This is a genomic window from Pseudomonadales bacterium (assembly GCA_041395945.1).
Classification (GTDB): domain Bacteria; phylum Pseudomonadota; class Gammaproteobacteria; order Pseudomonadales; family Azotimanducaceae; genus SZUA-309.
This window is the reverse complement of record JAWKZN010000001.1, coordinates 1,399,083-1,424,406: the sequence shown is the minus strand read 5'-3', so window position 1 is coordinate 1,424,406 and position 25,324 is coordinate 1,399,083. Positions and strand designations below refer to the sequence as shown.

General features: G+C 60.9%; 24 protein-coding genes. 15 read left to right on the top strand and 9 right to left on the bottom strand.

Features of this window, described 5'->3' with window-relative positions:
* Positions 1-14 precede the first annotated feature (14 nt).
* Positions 15-1,202, bottom strand: a complete 1,188-nt coding sequence (locus R3E82_06710) for an acyl-CoA dehydrogenase family protein (protein MEZ5550559.1) — start codon at positions 1,200-1,202, stop codon at positions 15-17.
* A 124-nt stretch (positions 1,203-1,326) separates the two neighbouring features.
* Here R3E82_06710 and R3E82_06705 point away from each other — a divergent pair, with 124 nt between their 5' ends.
* From R3E82_06705 to can, 5 genes are all read left to right on the top strand, one after another.
* Positions 1,327-3,096 (top strand): SUMF1/EgtB/PvdO family nonheme iron enzyme, encoded by a 1,770-nt coding sequence (locus R3E82_06705; GenBank protein MEZ5550558.1) that lies wholly within the window; start codon positions 1,327-1,329, stop codon positions 3,094-3,096.
* A 75-nt stretch (positions 3,097-3,171) separates the two neighbouring features.
* Entirely contained in the window at positions 3,172-4,353 is a 1,182-nt protein-coding gene (locus tag R3E82_06700; GenBank protein MEZ5550557.1) for a pectin acetylesterase-family hydrolase, read from the top strand.
* Between the two features lie 5 nt (positions 4,354-4,358).
* A complete protein-coding gene (locus R3E82_06695) occupies positions 4,359-5,552 on the top strand; it encodes a class I SAM-dependent rRNA methyltransferase (protein MEZ5550556.1) in 1,194 nt (397 codons plus the stop codon).
* A 35-nt stretch (positions 5,553-5,587) separates the two neighbouring features.
* Positions 5,588-6,583, top strand: coding sequence for a magnesium transporter CorA family protein (locus R3E82_06690; GenBank protein ID MEZ5550555.1), 996 nt, complete (start codon positions 5,588-5,590; stop codon positions 6,581-6,583).
* Positions 6,584-6,592: 9 nt separating this feature from the next.
* Complete coding sequence (can, locus tag R3E82_06685; protein ID MEZ5550554.1) at positions 6,593-7,207, top strand: carbonate dehydratase; 615 nt, start codon at positions 6,593-6,595, stop codon at positions 7,205-7,207.
* Here the strand turns inward: can and R3E82_06680 are convergent, their stop codons facing one another.
* Positions 7,208-8,242: a DUF21 domain-containing protein gene (locus R3E82_06680; GenBank protein MEZ5550553.1), complete on the bottom strand. Its 1,035-nt coding sequence runs from the start codon at positions 8,240-8,242 to the stop codon at positions 7,208-7,210.
* A 146-nt stretch (positions 8,243-8,388) separates the two neighbouring features.
* Here R3E82_06680 and R3E82_06675 point away from each other — a divergent pair, with 146 nt between their 5' ends.
* The 4 genes from R3E82_06675 to R3E82_06660 all read left to right on the top strand — a co-directional run bounded on the left by R3E82_06675 (position 8,389) and on the right by R3E82_06660 (position 13,013).
* Positions 8,389-9,252 (top strand): mechanosensitive ion channel, encoded by an 864-nt coding sequence (locus R3E82_06675; protein ID MEZ5550552.1) that lies wholly within the window; start codon positions 8,389-8,391, stop codon positions 9,250-9,252.
* 176 nt (positions 9,253-9,428) lie between these two features.
* A complete protein-coding gene (locus R3E82_06670) occupies positions 9,429-10,253 on the top strand; it encodes a TonB-dependent receptor plug domain-containing protein (protein ID MEZ5550551.1) in 825 nt (274 codons plus the stop codon).
* Complete coding sequence (locus R3E82_06665; protein MEZ5550550.1) at positions 10,186-12,462, top strand: TonB-dependent receptor; 2,277 nt, start codon at positions 10,186-10,188, stop codon at positions 12,460-12,462. The genes R3E82_06670 and R3E82_06665 overlap by 68 nt, the downstream gene beginning before the upstream one ends.
* A gap of 107 nt (positions 12,463-12,569) precedes the next feature.
* Positions 12,570-13,013 (top strand): hypothetical protein, encoded by a 444-nt coding sequence (locus tag R3E82_06660; GenBank protein ID MEZ5550549.1) that lies wholly within the window; start codon positions 12,570-12,572, stop codon positions 13,011-13,013.
* A 6-nt stretch (positions 13,014-13,019) separates the two neighbouring features.
* Here R3E82_06660 and R3E82_06655 read toward each other — a convergent pair whose 3' ends face one another.
* Together R3E82_06655 and R3E82_06650 are read right to left on the bottom strand one after the other, a co-directional pair.
* On the bottom strand, positions 13,020-13,280 hold the full coding sequence (locus R3E82_06655) for a MoaD/ThiS family protein (GenBank protein ID MEZ5550548.1): 261 nt from the start codon (positions 13,278-13,280) through the stop codon (positions 13,020-13,022).
* Positions 13,277-14,470 (bottom strand): hypothetical protein, encoded by a 1,194-nt coding sequence (locus tag R3E82_06650; protein ID MEZ5550547.1) that lies wholly within the window; start codon positions 14,468-14,470, stop codon positions 13,277-13,279. Before R3E82_06650 ends, R3E82_06655 begins: the two co-directional genes overlap by 4 nt.
* Positions 14,471-14,656: 186 nt before the next feature.
* On the opposite strand from R3E82_06650, the gene R3E82_06645 reads away from it, so the two are divergent.
* Genes R3E82_06645 through R3E82_06630 form a run of 4 tightly spaced genes read left to right on the top strand, consistent with a single transcriptional unit; the run spans position 14,657 to position 17,318 of the window.
* Entirely contained in the window at positions 14,657-15,088 is a 432-nt protein-coding gene (locus R3E82_06645; protein MEZ5550546.1) for an NIPSNAP family protein, read from the top strand.
* A 46-nt stretch (positions 15,089-15,134) separates the two neighbouring features.
* Positions 15,135-16,274, top strand: a complete 1,140-nt coding sequence (locus tag R3E82_06640; GenBank protein ID MEZ5550545.1) for a serine hydrolase — start codon at positions 15,135-15,137, stop codon at positions 16,272-16,274.
* Between the two features lie 46 nt (positions 16,275-16,320).
* On the top strand, positions 16,321-17,085 hold the full coding sequence (locus R3E82_06635; protein ID MEZ5550544.1) for a glutathione S-transferase N-terminal domain-containing protein: 765 nt from the start codon (positions 16,321-16,323) through the stop codon (positions 17,083-17,085).
* Positions 17,086-17,138: 53 nt separating this feature from the next.
* On the top strand, positions 17,139-17,318 hold the full coding sequence (locus R3E82_06630; GenBank protein MEZ5550543.1) for a PLDc N-terminal domain-containing protein: 180 nt from the start codon (positions 17,139-17,141) through the stop codon (positions 17,316-17,318).
* A 9-nt stretch (positions 17,319-17,327) separates the two neighbouring features.
* Here R3E82_06630 and R3E82_06625 read toward each other — a convergent pair whose 3' ends face one another.
* Positions 17,328-18,512, bottom strand: a complete 1,185-nt coding sequence (locus R3E82_06625) for an acyl-CoA dehydrogenase family protein (GenBank protein ID MEZ5550542.1) — start codon at positions 18,510-18,512, stop codon at positions 17,328-17,330.
* A 126-nt stretch (positions 18,513-18,638) separates the two neighbouring features.
* Here R3E82_06625 and R3E82_06620 point away from each other — a divergent pair, with 126 nt between their 5' ends.
* A complete protein-coding gene (locus R3E82_06620) occupies positions 18,639-19,076 on the top strand; it encodes a PaaI family thioesterase (GenBank protein ID MEZ5550541.1) in 438 nt (145 codons plus the stop codon).
* A complete protein-coding gene (locus tag R3E82_06615; protein ID MEZ5550540.1) occupies positions 19,073-19,519 on the top strand; it encodes a PaaI family thioesterase in 447 nt (148 codons plus the stop codon). Before R3E82_06620 ends, R3E82_06615 begins: the two co-directional genes overlap by 4 nt.
* A gap of 37 nt (positions 19,520-19,556) precedes the next feature.
* Here the strand turns inward: R3E82_06615 and R3E82_06610 are convergent, their stop codons facing one another.
* From R3E82_06610 to R3E82_06595, 4 genes are all read right to left on the bottom strand, one after another.
* Positions 19,557-20,768, bottom strand: a complete 1,212-nt coding sequence (locus tag R3E82_06610; GenBank protein ID MEZ5550539.1) for a CaiB/BaiF CoA-transferase family protein — start codon at positions 20,766-20,768, stop codon at positions 19,557-19,559.
* A 63-nt stretch (positions 20,769-20,831) separates the two neighbouring features.
* Positions 20,832-22,064: an acyl-CoA dehydrogenase family protein gene (locus R3E82_06605; protein MEZ5550538.1), complete on the bottom strand. Its 1,233-nt coding sequence runs from the start codon at positions 22,062-22,064 to the stop codon at positions 20,832-20,834.
* Positions 22,065-22,113: 49 nt separating this feature from the next.
* On the bottom strand, positions 22,114-23,247 hold the full coding sequence (locus R3E82_06600) for an acyl-CoA dehydrogenase family protein (GenBank protein MEZ5550537.1): 1,134 nt from the start codon (positions 23,245-23,247) through the stop codon (positions 22,114-22,116).
* 15 nt (positions 23,248-23,262) lie between these two features.
* Positions 23,263-25,158 (bottom strand): DUF3604 domain-containing protein, encoded by a 1,896-nt coding sequence (locus tag R3E82_06595; protein MEZ5550536.1) that lies wholly within the window; start codon positions 25,156-25,158, stop codon positions 23,263-23,265.
* Positions 25,159-25,324 lie beyond the last annotated feature (166 nt).

Genomic DNA, 25,324 nt, shown 5'->3' with positions numbered 1-25,324 from the left:
CTTGTGCGTTGAACTCAGTCGGGCAGCCCGAGTACGCGTTTGGCGATGATGTTGCGCTGAATTTCATTGGAGCCGCTGTAGATCGAGGCGGCCCGGTTCGACAGGAAATTCCGGGTCCACTCCTTCGATTCTGCATCGAAGCTGTCTCCCGACCAGCCGTAGCCCTGGAAACCCCGCAGCTGGCACATCAGGTCGGATTTCTCCTGCTGCAACTCGGTGCCATACATCTTGAAAATGGAAGTGGCGGGTCCGGGTGTGCTGCCGTCGGAGGACTCTTCGACCGTTCGTCGCTGTGTCAGGCGGAATGCCTGGCTGTTCATGTTGTGCACAAGCACCCGTGCGCGCAGGGCCGGGTCATCGATACGACCCGACTGATCTCTGCCGAGATAGTCGATGGCAACTTCCTGCAGGGAACGACCCGGGTCCCTGGCCCGAGCACCCACCAGAGACGCCATACCGGAGCGCTCGTGCTGCAGCAGACGCTTGCCCACGGTCCAGCCTTTGTTCAGCTGGCCGACCAGGTCCGATTTCTGGGCGATTGCCTTGTCGAAAAAGGTTTCGCAGAACGGTGAATTGCCGCTGATCAGCCGTATGGGTTTCACGGTAACGCCCGGCTGATTCATCGTGAGCAGCACAAAGCTGATCCCTTCGTGTTTGGGCGCATCGGGATCCGTGCGCACCAGGCAGAACATCCAGTCCGCAAACTGTGCGCCCGAGGTCCAGATCTTCTGACCGTTGATCTCAAAATGATCGCCCCTGTCTTCCGCCCGGGTGCGCAGACTTGCCAGGTCTGAGCCCGCGCCGGGCTCGCTGTAGCCCTGACACCAGGCCACTTCTCCGCGTGCGATGGGAGGCAGATGACGTGCCTTCTGGTCCGGGGTGCCATGTTCGAGCAGGGTCGGTCCGATCAGTCCGGTGCCCATGCCCATGAGCGGTGGTCGGGCGTCTATCCGGCGCATCTCCTCGACCAGCACCACGAGAGCGGCGGTATCGAGACCGGCGCCACCGAACTCCTTCGGCCAGGTGGGCACCGTCCAGCCTTTTTCGACCATCCGCTCCAGCCACAGACGCACGTCCGGGTCTGTGATCTTGATTCTGGTGCTGCCCGTGGGCACCTGGCCTTCTCCTCTCGCACCAGGCGGACAGTTCTGTTTCAACCAGGCTCGGGTTTCCAGCCGGAAGTCCTGCAGTGATTCAGCCATCTCATCTTCTCCCTGGATCTGATGGCGGAGGATTGCGCAAGCGCCGGGACAGTTCAAGCGGGATGACAGTCGCGGATCGGTCGGCCATCATGACCGCCCCGAATGACCCGAGCGGCCACCCGGCATGCGAGATTCCACCAAGCCGAATCCTGGTGAGCGATCTCCGGATCAGTCCGCTGCCGGTGGCCGATCGCCAGGCAGCCGACGCCGCACGCTGACCTGGATTCTCTTCGGCGCGGTACTACCTCTGACATGGCTGGCCTATCGCTACAGCGGCGCGCACCTGGTGGTGGAAACCCGGCCGCCTGAAGCGGTGGTGCGCCTCAATGGCACTGCCGTTGGAAAGACACCCCTGCGCATGCTGATTGAGCCGGATCGCTATCTGCTTGAGGTCGAGCATCCTGAATTCGAAGTGATCAGCGAGACGGTGGATGCCATACGGGGCGCCGACATCGTGCGGCAACTGCAGTTGCAGGTCGGGCGCGGAAAACTTCGCCTGCTGTCCAATCCCCGGGGCGCCTGGGTGGAAGTGGATGGCCAGCGTCTGCCTGAAGTCACGCCCACTGAGGCCACCGTGGATTCGGGAGAACGACGGATCAGCATGGGCCTGCCCGAGCGACGCACCGTAGAGCAGCTGTTGAGACTGGAATCCGGCGCCGAACGCGAAGTGAACCTGGATCTGGAGGTCGAACCCCATGGTTCCCTGACCCTGCGCCTGTCCCCCGGTGACGCCCGGGTGATCCTGCCGGAGCTCGATCTGAACTATGTGGCTGGGATCCGCCTGCCCGTCGGCGAATATCTCCTGCGGATCAGCCGCGTGGGCTACGTGAGCAGGGACATTCGCTACACCATTCGCAGCGGCGACAACCAGCCCCGGGTCGACCTGCAGCGTGCCAGGGGAGGCCTCCAGGTGGATACCACACCGGGTGATGCCCAGGTCACAGTGAGCTACCATGACGAAAGCGGCAGACAGCGAACCCTCGATTACAGACCCGATCTGCAACTGCCCGTGGGCCCCGTCGAAGTGAGAGCGAGCAGAATGGGACTGCGCAGCGCCTACAGACGGCTGAATCTGACTGAGGGGACCCGGCGGGTAAGCCTGACCCTGTCCGGCGCCGGTTTCAAACCTGGTGAGCGTATTGAAGATCCGTTGCAGATCGGCGGGCATGGACCGGTGATGCTGGTTCTGCCCCCGGGCGAGTTCACCATGGGATCCGATGCGGGTCCGCCATCATTACAGCCTGCGCGCCATATCAGACTTACCCAGCCTGTGGCCATGTCGATGACCGAGATCAGGATCGGCGACTATCGCCTTTTCGAGACGACAACCGGGCGCGGCAGCGACCGGCGACTGAATGGGGTACGCGAAGACGAGCCTGTGCGGTATGTGGACTGGAACGATGCAGTGGCATACGCCGACTGGCTCAGCACACAGACGGGTGCCCGATATCGGCTGCCCAGCGAGGCGGAGTGGGAGTACGCGGCTCGAGCGGGCAGTCCGGGCGACTACGGTTTCGGCGATGATTCCGCGCAATTGTGCCGGTTCGCCAACCTTGCCGATCAGAGCACTCACAAAGTGTTTCGCGACTGGGAAGTTGCGGAATGTGATGACGGGTTCCCGAAACTCGCCCCGGTGGGTCAGTTCCAGCCCAACGCCTTCGGGCTCTACGACATGCACGGCAATGTGGCCGAATGGGTGCTCGAATGCGGCATGCCCGGCTATGCAGGAGCGCCTCTGGACGGCCGTCCCGCGGACGATGGACGTGGCTGTCAGTCCCATGGATTCAGAGGTGGCTCCTGGGACGGGCAGCCGCACGCGTTGCGGTCGGCTCAGAGAGGGGCTAACAGCGGGCCGGGGGATGATCGTGGCATCCGCCTGCTCAGGGAGCTGTGACCTGCGGGTGGCGCCCGAGGTCTGAACCGGTATGCTTGTCGCGTTTTTTTTCACCAGCCACTCGGAAGCAATCCTATGCATGTGCGATTAATCGGGATCCTGTCGATCACGTTTACCGGAAGTCTGGTCGTGGCGGGCTGTACACCAGCGGCTGAAGAGTCTGCTGCAGCATCGAGCGAGCCTGCTGCAGCCACGGGCACCCTGGTCGCGGACTCGACCCGGAGCACAGAGTCCGGGAGTGGTGACTGGCAGGTGATCGAGCCCGGTGCTGACACCGTCTGCTCGGATGGCTCTGCCTACAGATTCTTTGTCAGAGCCGCCGATCCGGCAAAGCTGCTGGTGTATTTTCAGGGCGGGGGTGCCTGCTGGTTTCCTGAGAATTGTGACACTCATCTCCAGCCGAGTTACAAGGTCAATGTCGCAGACGATGATCCCAGCCGCTACGACGGCATCTTCGCCCTGACGAATCCGGATAATCCGTTTCTGGAATACAGCATGGTGATCGCGCCCTACTGCACGGCAGACACGCACATGGGGGATCGGCAGACCAGCTACCAGGCCCCGGCAACCGAAGATCACACAGCCCACGAGCTGACAATCCATCACCGGGGATTTGTGAACTCGAACGCCGTTCTTGACTGGATCTACGGGGCGTACTCGAATCCTGCCGAGATCTTCGTCACCGGATCCAGTGCAGGCTCGATTCCTTCTCCCTACTTCGCCTGGCAGATTGCCGCCCAGTACCCCGGGGCCCGGATTGCCCAGCTTGGCGATGCCTCCGGTGGTTACCGGCGCAGTGCGACGACAAACACCGATCGCATGCTGCAGTGGGGCACCCTGGATTATCTTGCCAGCAGACACCCGGAGTTCTCGGAGGTGACGGAGGACGCCTTCAACTACGAACTGCTCTATATCAAGGCAGCACAGGCCCGTCCTGACATACTGTTCGCCGAGTACGATGCTGCAGAAGATACCGTGCAGAAACGCTTCCTGGCGCTTGGTGGCAGCACGGCTGACTCACTGCTGGATCTGTTGCGGGCCAATCACCGTGACATCCGCGCCGAAGTCTCGAACTTCCGCACCTACGTGGGCCCGGGGGATTCGCACACGATTCTCGGCAGACCGGAGTTCTACACCGCCGAGTCGGACGGTGTCCGCATCCGTGACTGGGTCGCCGATCTTGCCGCCTATCGCACGGTGCAGAATGTTGAGTGTGACCCCTGTGTACTGCCGGCTGCTGCCGGGAAAGCAGATTGATACCGGTGCAGAAGCAGCTGGTGCTCAGGAAGGATCAGGAGCGGCGGCTGAAAGCCGGCCACTGCTGGATCTACAGCAATGAAGTCGATGTGGCACAGACACCCCTTGCCGCGTTCACACCCGGCGAGATCGCCGCCATCCACAGTCGGTCGGGACAATGGCTGGGCTGGGGTTATGTGAATCCCCACACCCTGATCTGCGCCCGGCTGGTGAGCACTTCAAGATCCGTCGTACCAGGCAGGGAGATGTTTATTGCACGCATCCGCAGTGCGCTGCGCCTGCGGGAGCGTCTTTACGCCGATCCCTTCTACCGTCTGCTGTTCGGTGAGGGAGATGGTGTGCCGGGACTGGTGGTGGATCGCTATGGCGACATACTGGTCGTCCAGATCACCACAGCGGGTATGGAGTGCCTGCGCGACGATATCCTCGATGCGCTCAATGAGGTGGTGCAACCGGCCGGAATCCTGCTGCGCAATGATGTCAGCATGCGGAAAGTCGAGCAGCTGGACACCACTGTGGAAGTGGCCACCGGCAGCGTACCGGACTTTCTCAGCATCCGTGAGGGCGGTATCGACTTCCAGGTTGCTGCGATGAACAGTCAGAAAACCGGCTGGTTTTTTGATCAGTCGGCTAACCGGGATCGATTGCTGAAATACGTGACGGGACGGCGGATGCTGGATGTATTCAGCTACGCGGGTGGGTGGGGGGTGCGTGCCGCTGCAGCTGGTGCTGCCGCAGTGACCTGTGTAGACAGCTCGGAATCGGCCCTGTCTGCAGCAATCGACAACGCAGCCCGCAACGGAGTGAGCGAGAAGCTCAAGACCGTGCAGGGAGACGCCTTCGAAGTGCTGAAGAATCTGGCTGGAGAGGATGCACGATTCGATGTAATCGTGCTCGATCCACCCGCTTTCATCAAACGCCGTAAGGACGACAAGGTCGGCCAGAAGGCCTACCAGCGCCTCAACCAGCAGGCCCTGGAACTGCTCGAGCCCGATGGTGTGCTGGTGACTGCTTCCTGTTCTTTTCATCTGGCACGTGATGAGTTCCTGCGCATTGTGCAGCGCTCGGGCAGGGGTGCAGGAGTGCAGCTGCAGCTGCTGGAGGAGGGACGTCAGGGTGCCGATCATCCCCAGCATCCGGCGATAGCGGAAACCGGCTATCTGAAAGCCTTCTATCTGAGAAGCGTCGAAAAGTTCTGATGCATGGCACGGCTTCGACAATCAGGGAGTGATCAATGAAACAGGCCTACCTCTTTGATGTGACAGGTACGGTCCCGGTATTGCGTGAAGATGGCGAATCGGCCCTGCAGACCTGGCGGGATCAGGGCGGTTACGCCAACCATCAGCAGTTCGTCTGGCTGGATCTGAGCGGTGAGACCGACCCGGCAGTGGAAGAGCAGCTGCTGCGCAGCGCATTCGGTATCGAGAAAATGGCGATTCAGGATGCCCAGCGCACACGCCATCCGCCAAAGTTCGAAGCCTTTGCCGATTATTACTTCATCCTGCTGCGCGGTTTGTCTTCGAAATCCACGACCATCGATTTCCAGACGATTCAGATTGCTCTGTTCATCGGCACCAACTTCATCGTTACCCGACACCCGGAGCCCTCTCCGAGCGTGGAGAAATCGGTGCGGCAGTTCATTGAGAGTCCGGAATTGCTTGCGCTCGGTCCGAAAGCTGCAGCGCCGCTGATCGGGCGCAACATGGTGGATCGCTATCTCACCGTGCTGCTTTCACTAGAGCCCAGACTCGACAGTCTGGAACTGGAAATGGTGGAAAATCCAACCGCCGCGCAGCTTGCGGAGATCACCGGATATAAGACCCGGCTGAAGAAGCTGCGGCGCATCTTCAGCTATCACGAGCAGGTTTTTTCGAGGGCGCGGACCAGCGAGTTCGCGAATGCTGAAAGCCGGCTCACCCATCACTTCAATGACACCTATGAGCAGATTGAGCGGGCGAATTCTCTGGCGGTGCTCTACTACGACCTCGCCAGCGATCTGATGAACTCCTCCATTTCCATGGAATCCCATCGGCTCAATGGCATCATGAAAGTCCTCACGATCATCACGGCAATCTTCGTTCCATTGGGATTCATTGCCGGCGTTTATGGCATGAATTTCGAGTATATGCCGGAACTCGGGCGTCCGACCGCGTATTTCACCGTGCTCAGTACCATGGGGGTGATTGCACTCGGATCCCTCATCATCTTCAGAATCAAGAAATGGATATAGGGTAGCCAGATGTCACTGCAGCGACTGCTCGACAACAATCTCACCTGGGCGGCCGGGCGGGTTGCCGATGACCCGGATTTTTTCAAGCGACTGGTCGGCCAGCAATCGCCGGAGTTTCTCTGGATCGGCTGTTCGGACAGCCGGGTACCGGCAAACCAGATTGTGGGACTGGCACCCGGCGAAGTGTTCGTGCATCGCAATATCGCGAATGTGGTGGTCCACACGGACCTCAACTGCCTTTCGGTCCTGCAGTTTGCAGTGGACGTACTCGGTGTGAAACACGTGATTGTGTGCGGGCATTACGGATGTGGCGGGGTGCGTGCCGCACTCGAGGACAGCAGCCACGGTCTCATTGACAACTGGCTGCTGCATATCCGGGATATTGGCGAAAAGTACGCCGATGAACTTGTCGGGCTTACTGATCAGACCAGACGGGAGGATCGGCTCTGCGAACTCAATGTGATCGAGCAGGTGCGCAATGTGGCTAAGACGACGATCGTCAAGCAGGCCTGGGCACGCGGCCAGGAGCTGGCCCTGCATGGGATCGTCTACGGTCTCCATGATGGCCTATTGAGAGATCTCGGCATGCAGATCGGCTCACTTGCGGAGTTCAATCAGACCTGATCAGTGGATACCGTGCAGAAGCCGGTCGAAGAGATCGGCACCGGTAATGATGCGCGGCCTGTCGCCCCAGATCAGCACCACATCGTTCTCGATCACTCCCTTGTGCAGGGTCTTCTTCCTGCGGATGTCGTAGATCACTTCTCCCAGCGGTGTGTGTTCGTCTGTGATCACGATAGGGCGATGGCAGAAGTCGTAGGGCGACACGGGATCATTCTGAAAAAGCACTGCGCGCAGGAATCCGTCGGCATCCAGAAGCAGCAGCGGCGCACCTGATTCATTGGTGAGCACCACCCACTTCTTTCCCGATGCATTGATCTGGTGGAGAAATGGATCCTCTATGTCGCGCCGATACTCCGGGAACCTCGGCAGATCGATGTCGGTCGCCATGGTCACGATGCTCGATGGATCGATGAACTCGCCTTCTTCGATCGCACTCAGGTCATCGATTTCCAGAAAGTTGAGGGCACCGATACCTTCAATTGAGCTGACGTCGCTGCTGAGGTCCTCCACGTGCTTGACCAGGATGTCCTTGATCACGTGCTCGCGGAAGAATTCCGGCGCTTCCTTTCCCAGCCAGGCATCGAGGGCGATTGCCGAGGGCTTGGCCACCGGATAGAGAATGAACTGGTACAGCCGCAGTATCGGTGCCAGCGCGGAAGCCATGCGCAGGGAATGCCGGGAAAAATAGGCCTGGGGGGTGATCTCGCCGAAGAAAGTGATGAGCACTGTTGAAAACAGAAAGGCAGAGACTCCGGCCAGCACCGAATTCGAAAGCAGCGTCAGCAGCACGTTGATGCTGACATTGCCCCAGAGAATGGTGGTGAGCAGAAAATTCGAGTCCCTGCGCATCTCCAGAACCCGTCGGGCGCGGGGGCTGGACTCGGCTTCCGCTTCGAGCTGCAGTCGGGAAAGACCGAAAAAGGCCAGGTTCAATCCTGAAAACATGGCGGATTGGCTGATGCAGAACAGGATGCCGAGCCAGATGTGGGTGTTGTCCATGGCAGAATCGAGGTGCGGCTGACCGGGGGCGCGCATGATAGCTGAATCCTCCCGCGGGGCGGAGATATCCTGAGATACTGGAAATCAAAGTGTCCCTTCTCGGGCACAATTGACGGTGTGACCTCGGGGCCGCTGACGGAGTCGGCTTACCGGGCAGTACGGGCATGCAACTGGGAGGGGTAATGGGGCTTACCGAGATACTGGAAATACTGAATACCGTGGTATTCACCTTCGGGGATCGTTCTGTCACCGTGTTTCAGATCCTCGTCGTGCCACTGCTGGTGCTCGTCGGCTTCATGACAATCCGCTGGTCGGAACGCTGGCTGAGCAGAAAGCTCACGGCTCGCGGAGTCAATGCGGATCTGATCCATCTGATGCGTCGGGTTTTTCTGGTCGTCGCGATTGCCGTGCTGGTCGTCACCACCCTCGATCTGCTCAATGTACCGATCACCGCGTTCGCGTTTGTATCCGGCGCTGTTGCCATCGGTGTGGGTTTTGGTGCCCAGAATATCCTCAATAATTTCATCAGCGGCTGGATCCTGATGTGGGAACGGCCGATCCGGATCGGCGACTTCCTCGAAGTCGCTGATACCCGAGGCACGGTTGAAGCGATCAACACCCGTTCTACCCGCATCCGCCGGGTGGATGGTGTGCATCTTCTGGTACCGAACAGTTTCCTGCTCGAAAATACGGTAGTGAACTGGACCCTGGTGGATCGCCTGACCCGTTCGGTTGTCCGTGTGGGAGTCGCCTACGGCTCTCCGGCTAAGCGGGTGGCTGAACTGATCACCCGGGCGGCAACCGAACATCCGGATGTGCTCGAAGAGCCTGGGCCTTCCGTGTTTTTCGAGGATTTCGGCGACAGCGCCCTGATCTTCGATCTGCTCTTCTGGATGGAGTCGATCGGTGAGAAGGAACTGCGCCGTACACGCAGCGACATCCGATTTCGGATAGATGAGCTGTTCGCAGAGGCCGGAATCGTGATCGCGTTCCCTCAGCAGGACGTTCATCTGGACGGAGTGGTGAGACTGCTTCCGGCTGAATGATCGGGCCGGTGTCTGGCCCCTTGTCACGCCGGGTTGTGGTTGCGCGCACCTGTTATTCCTGAGCGATCTGCTCGGGTATTCTCCTGTTCTCAGGTTCTTGACAACGCATTGTTTTGGAGGGACTCTGCAAGTCGGTCCGTGTAGGGAGCGGATCGTCACGACAAGGGGAAAAAGCTATGGGAGCACGGGCGGCTCGATATGGGGCGTGGGTACTACTCCTGTGTGTGGGCTTCACGGGCCCGGTCTTCGCACAGGAAACCATCGAAGAAGTCATCGTAACCGGATCTTACATCAAGCGTGACAGCTTCGATTCATCATCACCACTCACGGTAATCGACAGCACTGACATCACCAACAACGCTACTCCGAATCTGGGTGAGCTGATGGCGGATCAGACTTTCAATTACGGCAGTGATTTTCAGACCAACACCTACGCTGCACGAGGGCAGGGGGGTACCACCACCACGGCCAACCTGCGCGGCCTGGGTGCCAGGGCTACCCTGAATCTGATCGATGGCAAGCGTATGAACTATGCACCCAATGCCTCATCCGCCGGAAACCTGAACAATGCGATCCCGCAGATCGCCATCGAGCGGATCGATGTGCTGAAGGACGGAGCCTCCGCGCTGTACGGCACCGACGCGGTGGCCGGGGTGGTGAACATCATCACCAAGAAGGACTTCGATGGCACCAAGTTCTCGGCCTTCTATACCCAGGATAAGGACGGTGATTTCGACGAGGTCCAGTTCGAAGGGATGTTCGGTACTCAAACCGATTCCGGACACTTCACTTTTGCTGCCTCCTATCGGGACCGGGGCCAGCTTGAGCAGACCGAACGGCCCAAATTTCTGCGGGAAGGCTTCGAGCGTTCCGGTACCGGCAATCCCGGCGACTGGCTGGTACCTGTCCGGGATGCAACCGGTGCGATCACGGATGCCAGCCCGACAACACCCGGCTTTCAGCGTGGCGCGTATGCCGGATCCCGGCTGCGGTGCTTATGACGGTACCGGCGGCAGAGATGTTGGCGTAAAAGATAACTGGCGCAGTGGGGATCGCACGGCCACAAACTGCCGCCTGCACTTCGGCGAGTTCTGGAATTACATGAATCCCGTGAAGCAGACGGCGGTGTGGACGAATTTTTCCCACGCCTTCAATGACAGCCTGAGCAATGAGCTGGACATGTACTACACGCGGCTGAAGACCGAAAGCCGAGGATCGCCGCAGAATCCCGGTGGTCGCACCGAGGAGTTCCCGATCGTGCTCGGTGATCATCCAGGTAATCCGTTCCGCGCCATGGCAAATCGCGGCAATGGGCCGGAGCCGCTCTTTGCACTGGATGCCAATGCAGATGGTATTCCGGACCGTGGTGCCATGGACGTGAATGGCGACGGGATCAATGACGTGATTCTCAACGCTGATCCATTTTCCAATGCAGGTGGCGGTGTGCCCTTCAACGAAGACGTGGATGTGGTCGCACTGCGAATCTACGGCAAGCTCGGCACCAAACCGACGGCCTTGAATGCCGACGGCTCCAACACAGGCAACGCAACCTTCGATGAGCAGGACTTCCGCATAACGGACACGCTGACTTACGTGATCCCGGACTCATCCTGGGAGGTGGCGTTTGGCGGGATCTATGATCGAATTGAGCGAACCTTCAGGCAGAAGAACACCAGCCAGGCGGCTCTCGTGCAGGGACTGCAGGGTCAGCTGAAAGCTTCGCCCATCGACACCACGACCAGCTACTGGAATCCCTTTTCCACCCAGGAGCTGAACTGTGTGAATCGGGTCTGCACCCAGGGGACACCGACCTTCCCAAATACCCAGAGCGTCATGGACGCGATCGACGTCACTGCAAACGACGTGCTGGAAAGTATCTACCAGGAGTGGTCGCTCATCGCCACAGGAGATCTGTTCGAGTGGGACGCAGGCACCGTTGGTGCCGCCGTCGGCCTGCAGTACCGCAAAACCCGCTGGGACGTCGATCTGAACGCCCCGCAGAACCAGTGCGACTGGCATGAAGGCGGCTGCGGATTCGACTACACCGCCAGCCAGAAAGTGAACGCGGCATTCTTCGAAGTGGTCGCGCCGCTCTTCCGGAGTGACACCTTCGGCTATGGTGAAGTACAGCTTGCCGGCCGTTACGAGGATTACAGCGGCGGCATCGGCAATGACTTCAATCCGAAAATCGCCGGGTTGTGGCAGCCGACTCAGTGGCTGTCTGTGCGCGGTTCCTGGAGTTCTGCCTTCATCGCTCCGACCCTCGAGGATCTCTATGAACCCGAAGACTGCGGGCTCGAAACCGCATCCGACCCGCTGACCGGGGATCTGTCGCAATCCTTCCGGGTCGCCTGTGTTGCCGGTAATGACGAGCTCGATCCCGAAACTGCCGACATCTGGAGTCTCGGCTTCTCGCTGAGTCTGCTGGAAGGGGATCTGACCTTAGGTGTCGATTACGTCTCCTTTGATTTCAAGGATCGTATCGCCCAGACCACGATGAATCAGCTTTTGAGCCGTGACTTCGCGAACTACCTCGCTGCGGGCAACACCCCGGGCGACCTGGCTGATATCGCAGCCTGGACGGCGCCGGGTGGCGGATCCGACCCGGCCATTCAGCGGGACTCCACCGGTGTGGTTACGCGGGTGACAACCTCGCTGGTGAATGCCCAGCAGATGAAACACAAGGCGTTTGATTTCTATGGTACCTACACCCTGTCCACAGACAGCTTCGGTACCTTCGGTCTGAATCTGGCGGCCACCCTGGTGGATGAATACAGCTACGATCTGGGCTTCGGCATTCCGCCGGGTGATGGTGTTGGCAGGCAGAATGAAAGTGTTGCCGAAGTGCCGCCGATTCCTGAGTGGCGCGCAACCGGAACCCTGAACTGGTTCCTCGGCAATCACTCCGCCCTGGTGCGATTGCGCTGGACCGACGAGGTCGATATCGACTTCAACTCGGCGGCACTGCAGGGCGCTCAGATTGCCATCAACGGTACGGATGTGATGGATGACATGCTGTACACCGACATTCAGTACTCCTACACCTTCGACAACCTGACCGGCGGTGATCGCGCGACGATGGTCGAAGTCGGTGGAAGAAACATTTTCAACGAGTTCCCCGACCCGATTTTCAATCTGGGCGGTATCGAAACCTATCTCTATGACATCCGTGGTGCGACCTGGTACTTCAGAGTCACCCAGGATCTCTGACCGCCTCATTTGCGGCGACCGCCTCATTCGCGGCGACCGCCTCGGGTGAGACGACCGGAAACCCCGATCGACAGAGTCGATCGGGGTTTATCCTGCTGTTATCCCTGGTGCTCTCTCTCCCGGCGCTGGCGTCAGACCCGGGACAGGGCCTGCTGGAGTGTCTCGATCAATCCGATCCGGAGCTGCGGCTCGCCTGCTATGACCGGCTGGCGGAGCGGGTTCGCGATACTCCACCTGCGCCTGACCTGCAGGATCAGGGGATTCCCGGGAACAACGCGTCCCCAGCGTCCACGGCTGGCACCGCGTTCCCCGGCCCGGTTGCTGCTCAGTTATCCGAGCCTGCGTCCATTTCCAGCCGCATTTCGAAGGTTGCCAGGACAGCACGGGGCCACCGGGTCGTCGTGCTGGAGAACGGACAGACCTGGATCGAGGTGGAAGTCGGTCGCCAACCGATTGAGGCGGGGCAGACGGTAACTGTGAACAAGCGCCGCTGGCGATACGTGATGCAGCTCGAAGGCATGCCGGATGTCGGAGTGCGACGTGCGGAATGAGAGGCTTCAGCCGCCGGAGAGCGCGTGCAGGATCACAACCTCGGAACAGTCCGCGAGGCTGGCGTCGAGATCACGGGTGCGCATACCGCCAACAAAAAAAATGATGTGAGGCCGCATGTCGTCCTGCTCGTCGATCATGCGGAAGCGGATACCAGGGAAGCGCCGGTCGAGATCCTGGAGCAACGCTTTCAGTGTGTCCCCTTCTGCGTCTACCCGATCGCGTTCGCCGGTGTAGGAGCGCAGGGGTTGGGGAATGAGCACTCTCATCGGATGCTGGCAGCTTCCACCGCATAAATTTCCGGCAGATGCGCGGCGAGGGATCGCCAGCTGTCGCCTTCGTCTGTGCTGCCCCAGACTTCACCACTGGTGGTGCCGAAAAAGACACCGGCGGGTGTCCCGTCGTCGACGCTCAGGGCCTGGCGTTTCACGGTATGCCAGCCGCGTTCCGGAAGGCCGTTGTCCTGGCGCTGCCAGCTGGCACCCGCATCCCGGGTCCGGTACAGGGCCGGTCGCCCGTCCGGACTGGTGCGGGGCCACACACTGGTCCCATCCATGGGGAACACCCAGCAGGTATCCGGGTCCCGGGGATGCAGACCCATCACGAATCCGATATCGCCCACGTCCTCAGGCATGTTTCTGCCGATGCGTTCCCAGCGCCGGGCAGGACGTTCGAGCCGATAGATGCCGCAGTGATTCTGCTGATAGAGCACGTCGGGGTTGGCGGGATGTACCCGGACGCAGTGCGGGTCGTGCTGTGGTCCAACCTCTTTCCAGCTCAGGTCATCGGGTGCGGTTTCCATCAGGGCATCCGGACTCGGATCACCGCTTGCCGTGGACATGCCCTGGTTCAACGCCGCCCAGGATTCCCCGCCGTCTTCGCTTTCGTAGACACCGCCGCCCGAGAGACCGAAGTAAAGGTGCCTGGGATCCCGTGGATCGATGCTGATCGAATGCAGCACCGGACCATCCGGGGTACCCGCCTGAGGGTCCTCGGTGCGGGTTTCATAGTCGGGATGATCGTTGAACCCCCGCACACTCTCCCAGGTGGACCCGGCATCCCGGGTAATCCACAGCGCCTGGGGAGACGTGCCCGCGTACCAGACTCCGGGCTGGGATGCATGACCGGGCGAGAGCCAGAAGGTATGACTGACAGATCGCTTTTTCTGGCCTGGTCCGGCTTTGTCGAAGGCTGGTGGTCGAACGGCCTCCTGCCAGTGCCTGCCTGCGTCGACGGAGCGGAAGATCGTGGGGCCGAGGTGCCCGGTACGGGCGGCGGCGAGCAGGGTAGACCCGTCTCTCGGATCGAGTACCGCGTGATTGATGATATGGCCCAGGAAGACCGGTTCGGCCAGTGTCCAGGTGCGCCGATCGGCGGAAGCCTGAAGGAAAAACAGTCCCTTGCGGGTGGCGACCAGGAGGGTTCGCCCGGACCTGAGTTCTATACCGTCTGTAAGCATGTATCACCCCCCCTGGCAGATACCATTGCGCAGATCCGAAAGTGTCACCTAAGCTGGCGGGCCTGGTCAAACCGCGAACGGGAGCACGCAGCATCGGCACGGGCAACAGCGTGCGCGGAAGCCATGAGGTTTCCGCGGGTGTGAAATGTCCTACACTGCGCTTTCAAAAAATCAGGGGAGACGACCATGAAGTTACTGCAAAGCGGACATTTCCACGCGGTGCTCTGTGCATTCGCCATCACACTGGCACTGACCAGTTTCGCACCACCGTCAGTCGCTCAGACTGATGATGCGGTTTTCGAGCTGCGCACCTACACCACCCGGGAAGGCAGGCTGCCCGCGCTGCATGCCCGGTTCCGCGATCACACCATGTCCCTGTTCGAAAAGCACGGGATGCGCAATATCGGCTACTGGACACCGAAGGATAAGCCGAACACCCTGGTGTACCTCATCGCCCACGACAGCCTCGAAGCGGCGGCAGCATCCTGGAAGGCTTTCGTGACCGATCCCGAGTGGCAGAAGGTGGCCGCCGATTCCCAGCGGGACGGACAGATCCTGGTCGAAGGTGGGATCGTCAGCGAGTTTCTCGATGCCACTGACTATTCCCCCATACACTGATGTCGCTGCAGTCGCTGCATAGCGACACTTCAAGGAGCCGATTGTCATGAAGTATTCCCTCGTTTCTGCATGGCTGCTTTCTTTGCTGCTGCTGTCGCAAGCAGCGGGCGCCGAGGAGGTCAGCGGTGAGAGCATACTGTTCTGGACTCCCCAGCAGCAGATCACCGGCTATCGGGCAATCGACAAGCTGTTTTCGACCCGGCCGGTCACCGCGTCCACCCGGCCTTATCCGCTGCTGCCGGATCCCAGGGATTTTTCCGGTTTCTCCTACAGATATGATGGCCGGAAACTCGGCCTGGAGGACTATATCCGCGAGATGCGGGCCGCAGGACTGATCGTGGTGAAAGACGATCGGGTGCTGCTCGAGCGCTACAGTCTGGGTAATGATGCGGACAGTCGCTGGATCTCATTTTCCATTGCCAAGTCCGTAGTGAGCATGCTGATCGGTGCCGCCATCAGGGATGGCTATTTCGGGGGTGTTGATGACCGCATTGTCGACTATCTGCCACAGCTGAAAGGGGGTGGCTATGACAAGGTGACCGTACGCAATATCCTGCAGATGTCATCAGGGGTTGCCTGGAATGAGGACTATGCGGACCCGCAGTCTGACGTTGCCCAGGCACCCGGCGGGACACTGCCTCTGTTCAGCTATATGCGAAATCTCCCGGTTGAAGCCGTGCCGGGAAAGAAATTCAACTACAACACGGGTGAAACCAACATAGCCGGCGCGCTGCTGCGGGCGGCGATCGGCAACAATCTCTCCACCTATCTGCAGACGAAGATCTGGCAACCCTATGGGATGGAATCAGACGCCAGCTGGCTGCTCGAAGGTCCGGGTGGGGTCGAATTCGGCGGATGCTGCATCAATGCCACATTGCGCGACTATGTCCGCATCGGCCTGTTCGCCATGCGCGGTGGTGTGCTGCAGGATGGCGAGCGGGTGCTGCCCGAAAACTGGATGGCGGACTCGACCGCACCCTCCAAGGGTTATGATGGTTACGGGTATTACTGGTGGCTGCTCGGTGACGGTGTCTATGCAGCACTTGGCGTGTTCGGGCAGATGATCTGGATCGATCCTTCCCGCAGAATCGTCATAGCTCTGCACAGTGCCTGGCCCTCGGCAGGCACTCCGGTGCTACGCGAACACCGGGCGGCTTTCATCAAGGCTCTTGCGGCTTCGCTCTAGAGGCGCGGAACAAACCAGACTGACAAGCGGAAAACAGAGGTAAATCATGATCGATCTTTATTACTGGCCGACGCCCAACGGATGGAAGGTGTCCATCATGCTCGAAGAATGCGGGCTCCCCTACAAGGTGATACCCGTGGACATCGGTGGCGGTGACCAGTTCAAACCGGAATTTCTGCGCATCAGTCCGAACAACCGCATGCCGGCGATCGTCGATCACGAGCCGATCGGAGGTGGCAGGCCGCCGGCGATCTTCGAATCCGGCGCCATCCTCGAATATCTTGCGGACAAGACCGGGAAGTTTCTTTCGAAGGATGCGCAGCAGCGCTACAAGGTACTGCAATGGGTGCACTGGCAGATGGCTAATCTGGGGCCGATGATGGGCAACGCCAATCATTTCAAAAACTACGGGAAAAACATCGCAGAAGATCCGAAGCAGCTCGAATATGGCACCAGACGTTTCGTCGGTGAAGTTGATCGCCTGGCCGGTGTCATGGATGCTCAGCTTGCCGCGAATACTTATCTTGCCGGCGATCAGTACAGTATTGCAGACATCATCACCTGGCCCTGGGCGCGGCTGATCGGCAGACTGATCGACGAGTCGATGTGGGAGACCTTTCCCAGTCTGAAGCGCTGGGTGGATGATGTCGGCGCGCGCCCGGCCGTGGACAAGGGCTGGCAGGTGGGTCGGGATCTTGGTAAGCAGGAGCGCACAGAGGCTGAGGAGAAAGCCCGTCGCGAGCTTCTGTTCAATCAGACCAACGACAAGGTCCGCAAAGCGCGGGAAGAAGCGGCGAAGCTTGCTTCCTGAGGAACCGCTCTGGCCGGGATGTTTGAACGGGTCTGTTAGAAAGGGAGAAAAAGGTGGGAATCGAAGTCAGTGGAATCGGTGGTCTGCTCGTCCTGATTCTGGACGTGTGGGCCATCATCAGAGTGGTGGGCAGTCGGGCCAGCACCGGCAGCAAGGTGCTGTGGACGGTGGTCATACTGCTGCTGCCGGTTCTCGGCGTGATCCTGTGGTTTTTCTTCGGGCCGAAAGACTGACGCCGAATCTCAATCCGGCAGTCCCAGCACCCGCTTGGCGATGATGTTGAGCTGAATCTCCTTGGTGCCACCCGCGATGGTGAGCGATTTCTGTCGCAACCAGGTGCGGGTGGCGCTGAGTTCATCACTATCGAATCCGTCTCCCGTCCAGCCGATGCCGCGCGTACCTGCAAGGGCGAGCCGCAGCTCGTCGCCTTCCTGGGTGAGCAGGGCGCCGGACAGCTTCACGGCGGACGAAGTGTATCCGGGAGCCCGTGATCGCAGTTCTTCTATGGCCCTGCGCTGGGTGAGCCGCTGGGCCAGTCCCTGCATCTCGTAACGGATCAGGCGATCACGCAACAGCGGATCTGTAAGCCGTCCACTGTCTGAGCCCGCGTAGTGTCTGGCGCAGGCGGGCATTCCGCTTTCCTCCGAGCGACCACCCTGGGAACCGGAGATATTGATGCCGGCATGGGTCGAGCGTTCAAACTGCAGGAGTCGCTTGCCCACCGTCCAGCCGTTGTTGACACCGCCAACCACATCGTCTGCCCGGGCGATTGCATCCTCAAAGAGGGTTTCGTTGAAAGGCGACGCCCCGGAAAGCAGGCGGATGGGCCGCACCCTGACACCCGGCTGATGCATATCGACCAGCAGCAGGCTGATACCTTCATGCTTGGGTCGAGACGGATCGGTACGCGCGAGCACGAAGATGAAGTCACAGTCCATCGCGTCCGATGTCCAGGTCTTGCGACCGTTGATTCGATAGTGGTCGCCGGCAAGGACAGCGCGGGTGTGCAGGCTGGCGAGGTCCGATCCTGCGCCAGGCTCGGAGTATCCCATCGCCCAGCCACCGTCTCCTCGCGCAATGCCGGGCAGCCAGCGTGCCTTCTGCCTGTCATCGCCGAGTTCGAGCAGGGTGGGGCCGATGTAATTCACACCCCGACCGGTGAGGGGCGGGCGTGCATCGATGCGCTTGAGCTCCTCGATCAGCACCGTGTATTCGTCCCTGCTGAGTTCTGCGCCGCCGTAGCTGCGGGGCCAGGTGGGCACCGTCCAGCCGCGCTCCGCCATGCGTTCGAGCCAGAGCCGGGAGTCCGCATCCAGTTTGATCCTGCGGCTGCCCCAGGGGATCTGACCTGGACCCCGCGCGCCGGGTGGACAGTTGGCCGCCAGCCAGTTTCGGGTCTCGGCTCTGAATTCGTGCAGCTGACTCATGCGCTTTGGCCGGTAATGGGAGCCCGATAGGGTAGAGTGAACGCCTCGCCTGGAGCAACAGGGCTCTTCCTGACTTCCAGGCCGGTATCTCTGAACTGTCAGCAACAGGCGTTTACGGAGTCCTTCGTGGAAATCAAGGAAGACTACAGCCAGGTCCCCCATGCCGCAGCCATCGGGATCGTGACCACCGCGCTGCCCGATGGCCGCCCGGCCATGCGGCTGCCTTATGCGGCGCACCTTGTCGGCGACCCGGATACCGGGGTCATTCACGGCGGTGTGATCACGGCGCTGCTCGATCAGACTGCGGGCATGCTCGCCAGACCCCTGGAGCAGAGCAGAGAGGAAGTGGCGATCGCCACCCTCGATCTGCGCATCGACTACATGGGACCCGCCACTGTGGGAGAGGACCTGTGGGCAACGGGCGAGTGCTACAAGCGCACGGCGGATGTGGCCTTTGTGCGTGCCTGCGCATTTCACACCTCCCCGGAGGATCCGGTTGCGACCTGTGTCGCGACCTTCATGCTCGGCACCCGCAATGAACCACGTACAGAGCAGACCCCATGAAGCTGCTCACTGAACTCCGTGCCAGCGGACAGGGACAGGACATGGTGGCTGTGGTGGAGCACCTGCCCTACGCCAGGTTCCTCGGGGTCGAAGTGCAGCAGCAGGGTACCGAAGTGATCACCGTGCTGCCCTTTGGCGAGCATCTGATCGGCAACCCGATTCTGCCGGCAATTCACGGCGGGGTGATCGGGGCGTTCCTGGAGATCACCGCGGTGCTGCAGCTGCTCTATGAGACCGACTGCGAGCGCTTACCGAAGACCATCGATGTCAATTTCGACTATCTGCGCTCCGGTCGCGCGGTGACCACTTACGGTCGTGCCATCGTCAATCGTCGCGGACGACGGGTGGCCAATGTGCGCGCGGAGATCTGGCAGGAGAGCCGGGAAAAGCCCATTGCCTTGTGCCATGGACACTTTCTGCTCAAGCCGCTGCCGCCGGGCTGACCGATTCCGCGGAGGACTGCTGATCGACCGGCAGTTATCAGATGTCGCCGTTTGCCGCCAGCGCTTCGATCTCCGCAGCACTGTAGCCCAGGTCCTTCAATACACTGTCCCGATGCACGCCGACTTCGGGACCGCCCCAGCGGGTGGTTCCCGGTGTGCGGGCAAGCTTCGGCAGCAGGGCGGGGATGGTGAGTGTGCCGCCGGGTACTTCGACCTCTTCGAACATTCCGCGCGCCTGGTACTGTGGATCGTTCAGCATGTCCTGTGCGTCGTAGATCAGTCCTACCGGGACATCGGCAGCCTCCAGCGTGGCAACTACCTCCGCAGCACTGAGCGTTGCCGTCCACCCGGCGATGGCGGCATCGATGCGGGCCTGATGCTGCACGCGGCCCTGATTGTCGCTGCAGGCGGGATCTTCCCCGATGTCCGATCTGCCGGCCGCGTTCATCAGTCGGACAAAAATCGAATCGCCGTTGCCGCCGATGACCACGAAGCGTCCGTCCGCACAGCGGTAGGTATTGGTCGGCACGATGCCGGTAATCGTGGTGCCTGAGGGTGCGCGTATTTCCCCGGCGCCGCTGAACTCGGGAATCACACCTTCCATCAGGTTGAACATGGATTCGTACAGGGCGATATCCACAACCTGTCCCGCGCCATCCTGCTGGCGCTGCAGCAGCGCAAGTAGAACGCCCAGGGCGGCATGGATACCAGATACCGTGTCTCCCGTGCTCAGATTAGGACGCACGGGTGCCTCTCCTGGAAATCCATTCAGATGACGGAAGCCACTGAAAGCTTCAGTTACCGACGCGTAGCCGGGCTTGTGTGCATAAGGGCCGGTCTGGCCGTAGCCGGATATGCGGGTGTAGATGAGACGCGGATTGGTTTTTTCAAGATCCAGCGGTCCCAGCCCCCACTTTTCCATGGTGCCGGGTTTGAAGTTCTCGATGACCACATCGGCACTGTCCATGAGCTGCCGCACGATCCTGCGGCCTGCGGTGCTGCGCAGGTTTGCTGTGACCGACAGCTTGTTGCGGCCGAGGCTGCGCCACCAGTATGAGGTACCTTCGGGATCCAGGGTGCGCCAGCCGCGGATCGGATCGCCCCGTCCGGGCGGTTCGATCTTGATCACGGTTGCGCCGAAGTAGGCGAGCAGGGTCCCGGCAAAGGGTCCGGCCAGCAGTTGACCGACCTCGACGACACGGATTCCGTTGAGGGGTCCCGTACCTGGCGCGGCGGGAGTGGATTGCATTTCAGTCAATTGTGCTACTCCGGATGAATCAGTGGACGGTAACGGGCATTTCGACACAGCTGGCTAGTTGCGTCTGACATCCCGGAACGGACCCGTGTCGAAGCGCGGTTCCTTGTCCATGCCGAGGACCCGCTCCGCGATGATGTTGCGCTGGATCTCGTCGGTGCCTCCGGCGATGGAGATGGCCGGAACCGACACCAGTATCTCAGCAATCACTCCGGACTCCGGACTTTCCGGTCCGCTGAGCAGTGCACTCTCACCGCTGATCAGCGTATGCACGCGGGCCGCGGCTCGAGCGAGATTGCTGGCCGCCAGTTTGCCGAGTGAACCCTCGGGGCCCTGAGGTTTACCCCGACGTTGTGCCGCACGCGCCCGCAGTGCTGTCCATTGCGACACCTTCTCGAGGGTCAGTAATCGTGCGATTTCCTGGCGGATCACCGGATCTCTGATCGCACCGGTTGCCCGTGCACGCGGCAATACCAGATCCACACGACCGGCCCGCTGGGGATACCAGGTGTAAGGCGCGAGCAGCACAGCGGTTTCTTCGGCGGCCTCACGATGCACCCGGCCGCTGCCTCTGACGGTCGCAGTGGCACGCAGCACATCACCCATGCGTCGCTCATGTGCGAGTGTGGTGAGGGCCACCTGCCAGCCGTTGCCGGGACTGGAGACCATCTGATCGGCGGGGATGCACGCATCGGTGAAGAAGACTTCATTGAAGGAGGCGTGTCCGTTCATCTGTTTCAACTGCTGGACACTGACACCAGGTTGTTTCATGTCCAGCACGAAGAAGGACAATCCCTGGTGCTTGGGTACATCCCAGTCTGTGCGGGCGACCAGAATTCCGTAGCGGGCGTGATGAGCGCTCGTGTTCCAGACTTTCTGCCCGTTGACGATCCACTGCTCGCCATCGAAATCGGCGCGGGTGGTCGATCCTGCCAGGTCCGAGCCGCTGCCCGGTTCGGAAAACAGCTGACACCACAGGTCTTCGCCGGTGAGAATGCGGCGCAGATAACGTTCCTTCTGGGCATCACTGCCATGCTCGAGCAACACCGCAGCCGCGAGCCGGCCGGGACCGCCGGCCGCGACACCGACTGCACCCGCTGCGGACATTTCCGCGGCGACGATGGCCGCCTGGCGCGCGTCGAGGTCTTTGCCGAACCAGCGCTCCGGCCACTGGGGCATGGCCCAGCCGGAATCCACCAGCACGTTGCGCCATTCGACCAGGCTTGCCTGGGGATTCCAGTGTTCGCGCAGCCAGCTGCGCACTTCTTTGCGCAGAGTTTCGTCCGACATGCTCATTTCAGTACGTCCATCTCAGTTTCGCCATTCCGCACTCTCCTCATCAATGTCCCCATCGCTGCAGCATCAGTTCACGATGGTAGTCGGGCGTGCCGAGGAGAACCTCGGAACTCTTGGCGCGCTTGAACCAGAGATGGGTGTCGTTTTCCCAGGTGAAACCCAGGCCACCATGAATCTGAATGGTATCGATCGCCGCGCGCACGTAGGCGTCTGCCGCGGCTGCTTTGGCGAGGCAGGCGAGAGCGGGTGTTTCCGGGTCACCGGCAGCGCTCGCTTCTGCGGCGTAATAGGCGGCGGAGCGGGCGGACTCCACATCGAGCAGCATATCGGCGCACTTGTGCTTGATCGCCTGAAAGGAGCCGATGGTGCGTCCGAACTGCACCCGGCGACCGGCATAAGCCACGGCGGATTCGAGCAGCACCTGGGCGCCGCCTACCATTTCATGGGCCAGTGCAATCGCCGCATCGTCCAGGGTGGCTGACAGTGCCGGTGTGCTATCGGAGCCCGCATCACCCAGCGGCAGTGCTGGCACGTTGTCGAAATGCACCTCTGCCAGTTTGCGGGTGCTGTCCATCGTCGTCAGCAGGTGACGGCTGACACCGGGTGCGTCCGCATCGACCGTATACAGGCCCAGAGCGTCTCCGCGCCGCGCGACCACCACAAAGAAATCTGCGCTGAGCCCATCAACCACGAAAGTCTTGGTCCCGTTCAGACGGTGGTCGGCACCCTCTGCGCGCATCTGCAGCGATCCGGGTGCAGGACCCCGGTCTGTTTCGCTGCAGGCGAGCGTACCGCGCCGGGTGCCGGCAGCCAGCCCGGGCAGCAGTCTGTCTCTGTCCGCGGCGCTGCCGGCGTGCAGGATGGCGCGGGTCGCCAGTACCGCGGAGGAAAAATAGGGCGCACAGAGCAGGGTGCGACCGGATTCCTCCATCACGATCCCCAGCTCCACGAGAGAGAAACCGGCACCGCCATGCGCTTCGGGAATGGCAATGGCACTCAATCCGAGATCGCTGCACATGCGCATCCAGACCTCCGGATCGAAACCCGTCTCGGTGTCCATGAGGCGGCGGACTTCCGCTGTGGGAGAATGACGCACGAGGAAGCGTCGCACGGCGTCCCGGAACTGCTCCTGCTCCTCTGTGAAGGAATAGGTGAATGTAGATGCGGGTGCTGTCATCGGATAAGCACAGGCTTACGCGCCGGACGGTTCAAACCAGATTGGCGAAGACCAGGCCCGTTCCTGGATGACGGCAGGCAGGTCCGGACGCAGTGCGGCACCCGCTCGCAGCGCATCCCATGTCGACCAGCGGCAGGTGGGATTTTCCAGCACCCGCGCGTAGTAAACGGCGCGCTGTGCCGGGTCGAAGCCGGGATCTCTCCACAACGCGCCGAGTTCGGCTGCCCCGCGCGCCTCGTCGATCTCGCAGGTGGTCACATCGACCTTGGCACCGTTGTCCGGACAGCGGTAGGTGCCAGGATCCGGGCTCGCGCCGCCGGAGCAGGCGACATCGTAAACCTGCTCCCGGCTCTCACCGTCCGCCATCCAGCCTTTGACGATCTGAATGCGCTGCAGCGGTGCCGAATCCGGAGCCCGGGCGGCCCACACGAAGAAGGCGGGGGCCGCAGCTCCGCGGGCCAGCAGGTCGCCACCCATGGGAACCGCCTTCTGATACGCGAGGGCGATGCTGTCAGCGCGCCCCGGCAGATCGGCGGGCAGTTCGAAACCGGCAAAAAATCGCACGGGAATCCGCGGGCCACTGGTGGCAAAGGTCTCCCGTCGGCGCATGGCATCATAGAGATCGTCCCGGGTGTTGGATTCGGACCACACCCCGGCCAGTCCGGAGGCGCCCCAGTAGCGGGCGGCCGGCTGAGTGTAGGAACCTGCCTTTTCACCGGAAGCGACCGGAACAGAACCCCGCAGCTCGGGTGTCGCATCGGTGAGTCCGGTTTTACTCCAGTAGTTGTATTCCTCGAATGATCCGGCACCGTTGTGCGTATCGCTGGAACCTATGAAACCGAAGCGGAAGGGATTGAATCCCTCGGTGTCCTGATACTGGAGGCCCCGCTGCAGGGCCTGGCGCACATAGCTGCCATCGGGCTGGCTGGGCAGGTCACTGGCGATCCGCAGGGGCATGATTTCGAAATCGGCCCATTCGTCATTGGGTGAAAGTGCTGGATGGGTTTCGGAAGTGCCCTTGACCTGGGTCAACTCAACGAGCGGCTCGTTCCGCATGCGCTGATCGGCATAGTCGGCGTCCATGGGGCTGCCGTCGAATCGGCCAGGCCGGAACATCCAGCCGTTGGAGCCATTGGAGTTGTGGGGAATGGCCAGCAGCTCCCGGCCAGATGCCCGCTCGGCATCCATCCAGTTCCAGAGGTCTTCGGGATTGGTGCTCATCGACGCGGTGAAGGGCATATCAGGTGCGCGACCACCACGATAGATCACATTGCGATGCAGGTTTTCGAATGCCGGACCGGAACTTGTGTATTCATAGCCGATGAAGGTGGTGAAGACGCCGGGTTCGTTGTGACGCTCGGCTGAATCCACGATCTCAGACCAGGCCGCTTTGGAGACCTCGATATCAAAGAGATCGTCGGTAACATCGCCGCGCAGCAGGCCGATCACCCGGCCGAAGGCCGTACGCCGATCCGCAGCCGTCTTCGCTTCGCGGATCGCCACGGAAATTTCATGGCGACCTGCTTTCGATTCAGGATCGTTCATCGCAGGCAGCATGCCGAGGTAGATGCCGTGATCGGTGACCGCCTGGAAATCCAGCGCGGCCGACCCTTTCATCTCGAATCCGGCCGGGTGCTGGATCGCTTCTCCTTTCGCATACTGGTAGGCATCGTCCGGGGTGGTCCTGGTGCCGAATATGAAGGCATCAAAAGAGTAGGTGGTGTGCACGTGCAGATCGCCGTAGTAGGCGTCACGCTGGGGATTGCGTGTCACGGTGGCGGTGCTGGTGTCTGCTGCGCTGGTTGCGGCGTTTGCGGCAGGGTTCGCCGGTGGTGAAGGCGCCTCCTCCGGTGTGCAGCCCAATAGAGCGAGCAGCATCACCATCACTCCGGCGCGTTCAGAATTTCTCATGGCGTTTCCTCCCGAATTCAAGCCTGCACACCGCTCCCTGTTCCGGACGGAATCACCGCAGTGGTCAGTGACTGATTCCGGCAGAGCCTCCCTGATGTCGAGTGTCCGATAGTTGAGGGTGGGTGACAACCTCGAGCTGAAGGGCGGGTAACGGAGCGGGAAATGC